9 protein-coding genes are annotated in these 9,921 nt (G+C 67.1%); 5 read left to right on the plus strand and 4 right to left on the minus strand.

What is annotated here, in order from left to right; all coding sequences use genetic code 11:
* Both D477_RS10875 and D477_RS10880 read right to left on the minus strand, forming a co-directional pair.
* Positions 1 to 852: alcohol dehydrogenase catalytic domain-containing protein (locus D477_RS10875; protein WP_005269090.1), on the minus strand; the 852-nt coding region annotated here is incomplete at its 3' end.
* A 96-nt stretch (positions 853 to 948) separates the two neighbouring features.
* On the minus strand, positions 949 to 1,776 hold the full coding sequence (locus D477_RS10880; RefSeq protein WP_005269091.1) for an alpha/beta fold hydrolase: 828 nt from the start codon (positions 1,774 to 1,776) through the stop codon (positions 949 to 951).
* A 180-nt stretch (positions 1,777 to 1,956) separates the two neighbouring features.
* Between D477_RS10880 and D477_RS10885 the strand changes: the two genes are divergently transcribed.
* The 3 genes from D477_RS10885 to D477_RS10895 are packed head-to-tail and all read left to right on the plus strand — an operon-like array spanning position 1,957 to position 5,530.
* Complete coding sequence (locus D477_RS10885; protein ID WP_005269093.1) at positions 1,957 to 2,868, plus strand: VOC family protein; 912 nt, start codon at positions 1,957 to 1,959, stop codon at positions 2,866 to 2,868.
* Positions 2,869 to 2,903: 35 nt separating this feature from the next.
* A complete protein-coding gene (locus D477_RS10890) occupies positions 2,904 to 4,124 on the plus strand; it encodes a glycosyltransferase family 2 protein (protein ID WP_005269095.1) in 1,221 nt (406 codons plus the stop codon).
* The gene (locus tag D477_RS10895) at positions 4,121 to 5,530 is read left to right on the plus strand and encodes a polysialyltransferase family glycosyltransferase (protein ID WP_005269096.1); all 1,410 of its coding nucleotides are present in this window, start codon (positions 4,121 to 4,123) and stop codon (positions 5,528 to 5,530) included. Before D477_RS10890 ends, D477_RS10895 begins: the two co-directional genes overlap by 4 nt.
* Before the next feature lie 30 nt (positions 5,531 to 5,560).
* On the opposite strand, the gene D477_RS10900 is transcribed toward D477_RS10895, so the two are convergent.
* Positions 5,561 to 6,865 (minus strand): alanine racemase, encoded by a 1,305-nt coding sequence (locus D477_RS10900; RefSeq protein ID WP_005269097.1) that lies wholly within the window; start codon positions 6,863 to 6,865, stop codon positions 5,561 to 5,563.
* A 321-nt stretch (positions 6,866 to 7,186) separates the two neighbouring features.
* Between D477_RS10900 and D477_RS10905 the strand changes: the two genes are divergently transcribed.
* Together D477_RS10905 and D477_RS10910 are read left to right on the plus strand one after the other, a co-directional pair.
* Positions 7,187 to 8,428 (plus strand): S8 family peptidase, encoded by a 1,242-nt coding sequence (locus D477_RS10905; protein ID WP_043846603.1) that lies wholly within the window; start codon positions 7,187 to 7,189, stop codon positions 8,426 to 8,428.
* A gap of 269 nt (positions 8,429 to 8,697) precedes the next feature.
* A complete protein-coding gene (locus tag D477_RS10910; RefSeq protein ID WP_005269100.1) occupies positions 8,698 to 8,934 on the plus strand; it encodes a DUF6480 family protein in 237 nt (78 codons plus the stop codon).
* A gap of 51 nt (positions 8,935 to 8,985) precedes the next feature.
* On the opposite strand, the gene D477_RS10915 is transcribed toward D477_RS10910, so the two are convergent.
* A partial coding sequence (locus tag D477_RS10915) for a molybdopterin-dependent oxidoreductase (protein WP_005269101.1) occupies positions 8,986 to 9,921 on the minus strand: 936 nt, incomplete at its 5' end.

Here is a 9,921-nt window from a genome sequence, read left to right on the forward strand (position 1 = left end):
CGCACCGCCGCGGCTGGTCACGTCGAGGCAGGCTGCCAGCACCCGCGCCGAGCCGGCGGCCTCGATCGCCACGTCCACGCCCTCGCCCGCGGTCCGGCGGACCAGCGCCTCAGCCTCCTCCGGCGTGCCCGCATGGGTTGCCCCGGCCTCCAGCGCGAGCGCGTGCTTGGCCGTGTTCGGATCGATCGCCACGACGGCGGAGGCGCCGGCCAGCTTGGCCGCCATCACCGCCGCCAGCCCCACGGCGCCCAGCCCGAATACCGCCACGGACTGCCCGCTCTCCACGCGGGCCGTGTTGGCCACCGCGCCCATGCCGGTGAGCACGGCGCAACCGAACATCGCGGCAACCTCGTACGGCACGCCGTCGTCAATTACCACCACGGATTCCCTCGCCACCACGACATGGTCGGCGAACGCAGAGACTCCGAGATGGTGGTTGATCCGCTCGCCGCCGCGGGTCTTCAGCAGCGCCGGGCCGTGCAGCAGGTCCCCGCTGCCGTTGGCCTCCGCCGCCCGGGCACACAATGCCGGGCGCCCGGCCAGGCACAGCCGGCATTCGCCGCAGCTGGGCACGAACACCAGCACCACATGGTCGCCCACCCGCACATCGAACACGCCGTCCCCCACGGCGGACACCCGGCCGACCGCCTCGTGCCCGAGCGCCATCGGCAACGGCCGCACGCGCACGCCGTCGACCACAGAGAGGTCCGAATGGCAGAGGCTGGAACAGGCGATGTCCACGGCGACCTCGCCGCGGCGCGGTGCCGGCCGCTCGAGATCCTCAAGCGTCAGCGGCTTCGAGTCGGCATAGGGCCGGGGCAGGCCGGCGGCATAGAGAACGGATGCGCGCATGGGCAGGGTTCCTTCCGGTCAGGTTGCCTGCAGCCTACCGCGGTGCACCGACAATCAGGAGGCACTGCCCAAGAGAACGACGGCGGGTGGCCGGGTTCAGCTCCAGGTGGTTCCGGCATGGAGCCGTTCGGCGTCCTGCCAGAACTCGTGCACCCGGGCGTTCCAGGCGTCCGGGACCTCCTGGAACGGCTGGTGCGCCTCCTCCTCCATCACCTCGAAGCGGGCGCCGGGAATCTCGTCGGCCACCGCCCGGCCAAGCTCGGGACGACTCATCCGGTCCGCGCCGCCGGCCAGCACCAGCGTGGGAACAGCAATGCTGCCCAACCGGCCGGCCGTCTCGTGGCGCATGCAGGCGTCGGCGAAGGCCAGGAAGTCCTCCGTGCTCTGCTTGTGCGGAAAGGCCATGGCGCCCTCGATGAAGCGCTCGACCATTCCGTCATTGTGCGCCCTGGCAGTGTAGACCCAGATAAAGAACCCTTCGAGGAATTCGCGTTCGCCGGGCGCCAGCTCCGCTTGCCAGTGGAAGGCCCGGACCATGCTCTTCATGAACTGGTCCATGGCTGACCAGGTGCTCTGCAGCACCAGGCTGCGCACGGTCTCCGGGTGTCGCAGGGCCAGCTCCTGCGCGATGATGCTTCCGCCGGAAAACCCCGCCACGTGCGCCGGGCCGATCCCCAGGGCGCGCAGCACCGCGGCTGCGTCGTCAGCCATCGCCTCCACGGTCAGCGGTTCCGCCGGCATTGCCGTCCGGCCGGCGCCGCGGTTGTCGAAGGCCGTCAGCCGGTAGCGGTCCGCTAGCCCGTCCAGCTGGAACTGCCACGATTCCACGGTGTCCCCGAGCCCGCCGATCAGCAGCACATCGGGCCCGTCCCCGACCTGTTCGGTCCAGATCTGCAGTTCTCCGGCCTGCACCTGCCGACCCATCGCGACCTCCAGAATCGTGCTTTCCGCTTCGCAAGCTACTCCCCCAAGGCCTGGCCTGCCTAGGGCCGCCCTCCCCGCAAAGCCGGAACCGCCGTCATTTACGTCTTTGCTTGGCGCTTCAACAGAAGACGCGTAGCGTGAATCATTGAAGTTTCAAGCAACCAGCGAGGTAAGGAACCCATGCCGATCTTCCCGCAGAACCCGGATCCCGCCCATCTCCGCCCGCGTGCCGCCGATGAACTCCTGGCCGCCGGGACCACGATGGGCGCCGTCGAACTGCTCGTGCATGACCTGGACGCCATGCTGAAGTACTACACCGAGGCCATCACCCTTGAGGTCCTCCAGCACAGCGGCAACACCGCCGTCCTCGGGCGCCACGGCACAACGGCCATGACGCTCAAGCAGGTCAAGGACCTGCCGCCGGCCAAGCCCGGCCAGGCCGGCCTCTTCCACACCGCTATCCTTTTCGAGGACGCCGCCGCCCTGTCCGCCGCCGTTGCCCACGCGGCGACCAAGGCCCCCCACTCCTTCACCGGCAGCGCCGACCATCTCTACAGCGAAGCCTTCTACTTCGACGATCCGGAGGGCAACGGCGTCGAGCTCTACACCGACCGGCCGCGGGACACCTGGCAGCGCGAAGCCAACGGCCTGCTCAGCGTCGCCACCAACTTCCTCGACCCGAACGCCTACCTGCGCGACAATCTCACGCAGCAGAACCTGGCCCGGCCCACGGCACTGGGCGCCCGGCTCGGCCACGTGCACCTGCAGGTCGGCGATATCGATCACGCCCGCGCGTTCTACGTGGACACACTCGGCTTCGAGCTCATGTCGGATGTGGGCTCGGCCCTGTTCATTTCCGCCGGCGGCTACCACCACCACCTCGGCCTGAACGTCTGGAACAGTGCCGGCGCCGGCCCCCGTGCCGCCGCGCTCGGCCTCGGCCAGGTCAACATCGACGTCCCCACCAAGGACGACATCGCCGCCCTCGCGGCCCGCCTCAAGGACCATGGCATTGCCACCTCGCACGACGGCGCCACGCTCCGCTTTGACGACCCGTGGAAGACGCTGATCCAGGTCAGAGCGGCGGCCTGATCCGGCCCTCCGGTCCAGTACGCGTACGACGGCGGGTGATCCCGTTCCGGCGGGTGGTCCCGTCCGCGTACGACGGCGGGTGGTCCCGTTCCTACCGCGCGCTCGGCCGGCCGGACCAGTTCCATGCCGCAACCCTCGACGCGCCGCAGGACGGGAGCACCAGCACTGCCGTCGTCGTCTTCGAAACAGCACAGGACACGTACGACGCGCCGGTTAATCCACCTTTTGGAGCAATTCCGCAGCCCCACATAGACTGGGCCGGTGACATGGGGAATAACGATTTGGTAAACCAGCCTTTAGTCAGCGTCATCGTTCCGGCAAAGGACCAGGCACCCTTCATCCGTGATTCCTTGACGAGCTTGGCCCGCCAGTTCGAGGACGCTTCCGTGCTGGAAGTTGTGGTGGTCGACGACGGTTCCACCGACGCTACCGGGGAGCTGGCGGCCGCGTTCGCCAGCCAGCTGCCTGGCCTGAAAATCCTGCGGAATGAGAGCCCTGCCGGCGTCGCCACTGCCCGCAACCAAGGCCTCGATGCAGCTTCGGGCCGCTTCATCGCTTTCCTGGACCCGGACGACTGGTATGCGCCTGGCTATCTGCCCAAGCTCACAGCCGAAATGGAACAGCTGGATGTGGATTTCCTGCGGACCGACCACATCCGCCATACCAACGGAACCCGCAGCATTCATCGGGCTCCGCAAGCGCTTCGCAGCACCCCGCTGGATCCGAGGGACGACATCGCGCCGTACAACCTGTCAACGATGATCGACTACCCCATCGTGGCCTTCGGAATTTACGACGGCAGGCTCAAGGATTCAGGAATGCTCCGGTTCCTCGACGGCCGGCAGACGGCGGAAGACCGTCCCTGGATGTGGCGGCTGCACCTGCAGTGCAAGAGCTATGCCGTCAGCGACCAGCTGGGCGTCATCTACCGCCGCGGGGTCCCCACCTCCCTTACCCAAATCTATGACCGCCGCCAGCTGGACTTCCTGCCGTGCTTCGAAGAGATTTTCCGCCTCGTGGCTGACGATCCGGAGCCTGGCCGGTTCTGGCCGAAAGCGGCCCGGCAGTTCCTGGCCATCGCCTGCCACCATCTGAACCGCTCGGAGGGGATGCCGCCGGATGTCCTGGCCGCCCTGCGCATAGGCATCGACCGCACCTTCGCGACCCTGCCCTCCGACGTCGCCGTGGAAAGCCTGGCCTTGCTCGATCCGAAGCGCCGCGCCCTTCTGGCGCCGATCCTCCGGAGCCACGCGTGAAACAGCTCTTTGTCGTCTCTACGCTCTACCAGGTCATCTCGCTCGCGACAGCCATTGACGAGGGTGCGATACCGCCGGCGTCGGGCGAGCGGATCCTGGTCCTGTCCAACAACGCTTTGGTCCCGGAGGTGTCGGTCCCGTTCCACCAAACGCCCGGATTCGCTGCAGCCGCCTCCCGCTTTGACCGCACGGTGGACCTGAATGAGCTGGTGTGGCCGCGCCGGCCCGGGCAGTTCAATCCGCGCGCCGAAGAACTGTACATGTGGCAGCGTGTGCTCCGGTCCCTGTGGAAGCTCGGTGACGAGCGTGTAAGCCTGTACGTGGAGTCCATCCAGGTCAATCCCGCCGTCGCGCTCTGCCGGATCTTCTCCAGCGCACTGATCTCGGTCCATTCCGACGGCCTGATGAGCTACGGTCCGACCAGGAACCCGATCCCCCGTGACATGGCGCAGCGGCTCAGGTCGCTCGTCTACGTCGACCTGGTGCCGGGCCTGGTACCGCAGTTGCTTCGCGAGAATAAACCTGAGCTGGTTCGCATTGACCGCGCAGCCCTCCGCCGGGGCATGGAAGAACTGGCCGCTGCCCTACCCCTGGAGCAAACGGCGCTGTCGGCGGTTTCCGGCACTCCCGCGGCGAAGCAGCAGCAGACAGGGGCACAGGCCGACGCTGCCGGACAGCCGACCGCGCTGGTGCTGGGCCAGTACCTGTCCGAGTTGAATATCCTCTCCACCGAGGAGGAGATCGAGCTCCACCGCGCCATGCTACAGAAGGCGCTGGACCGTGGCATCCGCTACTGCGTGTTCAAACCCCATCCCAGTGCGGGACCAGGCGCTGTCACGTCCATCCAGGCCGCCGCCGTCGAACTGGGACTGGAACTGCACGTGCTGACTTCCACCAGTCCGGCCGAAGTGGTCATGCAGCGGCTGCAGCCGGACCTGGTTGTCAGCTGCTTCTCCACCGCGCTGATGACCGCGAAGTACCTGTTCAACATCGACGTCGAGGCAGTAGGAACCGGTATTCTGCTGGAGCGGCTGACTCCCTACGAGAACAGCAACCGGATCCCGGTCACCGTCATCGACGCGTTGCTCGAACGCGGCTACACTGCGCCGGCGGAGGCCGCCCGGGGCGGCAGCGAACGTGAGGCACCCCTGCAGCAGCTGGTGGAGTCCGTGTCGTACTGCATGCAGCCGAAGACGCTGGCGGAGGCGCGGGCGTCTGCGGAGGCGTTCCTGGCGGAAGCGGTCGACACGCCCGACATGCGGTACTTCAAGCGCCGGCGGCTGACCAAGCTGCGGCTGCCGGGTGCCCTGCCGCCCAGCCTGCCCAAGCCCAGGCATCCGCTGCACAAGGTCCGTATCGTGGGCAACCGCCTCGCCAAGCGGTTCGCTGTCAAACGGGCAAAGTAGCTGCGCTGGTCCGGTTCGGGCCGGCACCCGTTAGAAGTACGTCTCGACCAGCCGCTTGATCACGGCGTCCTTGCCGGGCACGAGGTCCTTCACGGTGGGGATGAGCCGCCACTTGTCGAACGTGGTGCACGGGTGGGACAGCCCGAGCACCACCAGGTCGCCCACCGCCGGTTCCTGCCCGGCCGCGGTCCGCAGGAAGGAGTGCTGGTCGTTCATGTCATCGACGACGGCGCCCTCCAGCGCGGTGACCTGGCCGGTTGCGGCGGACACCGCCGCCTGCGGGACCGGATAGCCGGAGTCGTACGGGAAGTCGCGCCGCCCGCCGTCGAGCAGGGCCAGGCCTGGCTCCGGCTGGGACAGCACCCGGGACAGCCCGTGCGCCGCGGGGACCAGGCTCCTGGCCCGCCCGGACACCCGCTGGCGATCGAAGGGAGACAAAGCCCGGTAGGCGCCGTCGTCATGGGTAATGTAGGCGCCCGACCGCAGCACGTACCTGGCGGAGTCGGCCTGCCGCGCCTCGGCGAAGAGGTCGCCGACGATCTCGGGATAGTTGCTGCCGCCGCAGGTGACCAGGACGTCGCCGCCGTCGTACAGGTGGGCCAGCTTGCCGTGCAGCTCCAGCAGGTCCGCCACGTAGCCGCGGATCAGCTCGACGGTCGGCGTGTTGCGGTCATGGCCAAGCGCCCCTTCGTAGCCGGCCACCCCGGCCAGGCGGAGCACCGGCGAAGCCGCCACTGCCTCGGCCACCGCGAGCGCCTCCTCAACGGTGCGGCAGCCGGTGCGCTTGCCCGGCGAGCCGAGCTCCACCAGCACGGACAGGGGCCGCGACGGCTTCAGCCCGCGCAGCGCTTCCTCCGCCAGCCGGACGGCAGCCGTGCTGTCCACCCAGGACCAGATCGTGCACTCCGGGTGCTCGAGCTCGCCGGCCACCCAGCGGAGGGCGTTCTGGTCCGCCAGTTGGTTGGCCAGCATCAGCGTCTCGAAGCCGTGGGCTCGCGCCACTTTGAGCTGGCTGGGGTTCGCGACGGTGATGCCCGTGGCGCCGGCGTCCAGCTGCTGCTGCCAGAGCTGCGGCGCCATCGTGGTCTTGCCGTGGGGCATCAGCTCCAGCCCGCGGTCCGCCACCCAGTCGGCGAAATAGCGGACGTTGTTCTGCAGCGCGTCCTCGCTGAGCACCAGCAGCGGTGTCCAGAACTCGGACAGCTCCGGCTTCGTGGCCAGGTACTCCCCAACCGTCAGCCCGGCCGCCTCGACCGGCAGCCCCTTGTCCTCCCCGCCGATCACCCGACCGAGTACCATCGCCTCCCGCATCTCGCGTGCACTGCCCGCCGCCATGTTCCTCCTTAAACATTCCCGGACCTTCTACGCTACACGGCCATGTCACGATGTTGCCGGTCCTGAGCGACGGCGTACGAGGGTTCGCGCAGCGCAGCTGTCCAGCGGTAGGTTCCGGCTCCCGGAACCTACCGCATCAAGGCCTCGGGCCAGGGATCCAGCCCCGCACGCACCTCAGTCTGCAGCCCCGGGCGCAGGGCCGCGGCGCCGGCGGCGAACCTCGGCATGCTCTGGCAGGGTAAGCCAGCATTGCAAAGAAACAGATCCGAAATATGAGACGCGCATCTAGGCTGTCCCACCAGTGGCGAGCAAGATAGGTTCATGAAAAAGGCTATGTTGGCTGCCTTCGCAGCAGCGATCATCGGATTTGGCACAGTCGCCGTGGCAGCCACCGGCAACGCAGCGAATGAATCATCGACGGTCGCGGGGCAAATAATCGTCAAGTTCCGCGACAACGGTACTGCCTCTGATGTACTGCGCCAGCATGGCCTCAGCGAGGGCCCGGGTATCGGCAGCACTGGCGCCCGCCTTATCAAGGTACCGGCTGGCAAAGAATCTCAACTCATCCAAGCCTTGGATCGGAACCCGGCGGTTGAGTATGCCGAGCCGGACGGACTCGTTACTGCCGCTACAACTGATGAGTATTTCCCGCGGCAATATGCTCTGCACAACGAGGGTCAATCATTCACTAACACTGCCGGGGACCTAGCTGTACCCGGGGGCAAAGTGGACGCTGATGTGGACGCCGCCGATGCGTGGAAGGTCACGACCGGTGGCGGCATTAAAGTTGCTGTTCTCGATTCGGGTATAGCAAGCGACAATCCCGACATCACCCCAAAGGTGGTTGCACGAGCCAACTTCAGTAATGGCGTAGCCGGCGAAGATAATTACGGCCACGGCACCCACGTCGCCGGAATTGTTGCCGCCGCCCACAACACGGAGGGTGTCGCCGGTGTATGCCCGGACTGCACGATCCTGGATGGCAAAGTTCTTAACGACAGCGGGGTTAGCTCTACATCCGGTATCGCGAACGCCCTCAATTGGGCCGTCAATAATGGGGCGAAGGTCATCAACATGAGCATCGGACAGCGCACCTCGTCACGCACCTTGGAGACTGCTGTCAATAACGCATGGAACAAAGGTGCCGTGCTGGTTGCTGCAGCTGGCAACACCGGGAGTCAGTCCAAGATCTATCCAGCCGCATATCCTAACGTTATTGCGGTTGCGGCAACCGACAACAACGATGCGAAAGCATCCTTCTCAACTTATGGCGCCAAGTGGGTGGACGTCGCCGCGCCAGGGGTCAATGTCTACTCCACCTTCCCGAACCACGACTTCGTTCTGGCCAAGCAGTACAACCGCTCTTGGGGTTACGACGTCGGCAACGGTACATCCATGTCCTCACCAATCGTCGCTGGCGCTGCCGCACTGGCCTGGAGCTCGCATCCCGGCGCCACCAATACATCCGTGCGCGCCAATGTTGAATCAACCGCCGAAAAAATCTCGGGCACCGGCGCCCATTGGGCACATGGCCGCGTAAACGCAAACAACGCCGCCCGGTAGCCACTGACGTCGAATCCCACTCCCACGGGCAGTGGATGCGTTAAATGAGCGGGCGGCGGCTGCTCTGGGAGACGGAGGAGAGTTCTCCTGACCCACTCTTGGCCGCGGCAAAGAAGCCTGCGAGGCCCGTGGCCGGCTGCCGGAATCAGGTCGTTGAACCTGCCGCTGCCGCTCCGTCATCCGGCACTGCAGATTCCGTAGACAGCATACTGAACAGCTGCGTACGCTGGCTGGAAGGGGCCCGGCCAACAGACGGCAGGAGATCGACCATGACCAGCCAGAATCCTGATCCGCAGGAGCAGAAGATCACCGGTCTCGAGCCTGGCGGCGGCGTCCCTCCGGGCGAGACCCCGCCGGCCGAGGCCCAGACCAGCCTGACCCAAGGCCATGATGAAGGCGGAGGGAAGAGCTGGGTGCAGTGGTTCTGGCTGGCCGCGATCCTGGGCGGAGGGCTCGTCATGGCCCTCCTGTTCCTGGTTTATGCGGGCATTCTCGCCTTCGACTGAGCACGCTGCCTGGCCAGCCTGCCGCTTCGCGGGACAGGCCACGCGCCGGGATCATTCCACCGTGAACGTGATGGAATGCCAGCCGGTCGCGCCGTCCGGTGCCGGCGGCGCCTCGTCCTCCGTCTGGAGCGTGCCGTCCGTGTCGTAGGCGCGCACCCGCACGTCGTGCCGGCCCGCCGGCGCATCGTGCCACTGGTAGGACCACTGCCGCCAGGTATCGATGGATGGCACCGCGGCGAGGTCCGCGTCCTGCCAGGCACCGCCGTCGAACTCGACCTGCACCCGTGAGATACCGCGCTGCTGCGCCCACGCCGTGCCGCCCACCGCCACCGTTCCGGCCGGAACCCGCTCGAACGCCCGCGGCACGTCGATCCGCGAGGCCGTCTTGATCGGGCCGCGCGCCGACCAGCCGCGCGTGGTCCAGTAGGCCGTCTTGTCCGCAAAGCGGGTGACCTCCAGGTCCACCACCCACTTGGTCGCCGAGACGTACCCGTACAGCCCGGGCACCACCATGCGCACCGGGTAGCCGTGCTCCAGCGGCAGCGGCTCGCCGTTCATTCCCACCGCCAGCAGCGCATCGCGCTCGTCCTGCAGCACGGCCAGCGGAGTGGACGCGCTGAAGCCGTCGATGCTGGTGGAGAGCACCATGTCCGCACCGGACTGCGGCCGCGCCCGTTCAAGCAGCTTCCGCAGCGGATAGCCCAGCCACTTCGCGTTGCCGGCCAGGTCGCCGCCGACCACATTGGAGACGCAGGTCAGCGTGACATACGACTCTTCGAGGTCCAGCGCGAGCAGCTCGTCGAAGCTCAGCGTGAACTCCTCCTCCACCAGCCCGTGCACCCGCAGGCTCCAGTCCGCCGGGTCCACGTCCGGGACGACGAGCGCGGTGTCGATCCGGTAGAAGTCCGCGTTCGGTGTTAGGTACGGCGGCATCCCCGCCACCGGCGCCCTGACGCCCTGGGGCAGCGGCTCGGCCGGGACGCGCGG

Origin of the sequence: Arthrobacter crystallopoietes BAB-32, assembly GCF_000328305.2 — a bacterium.
Taxonomy (GTDB): Bacteria; Actinomycetota; Actinomycetes; order Actinomycetales; family Micrococcaceae; genus Crystallibacter; species Crystallibacter crystallopoietes_A.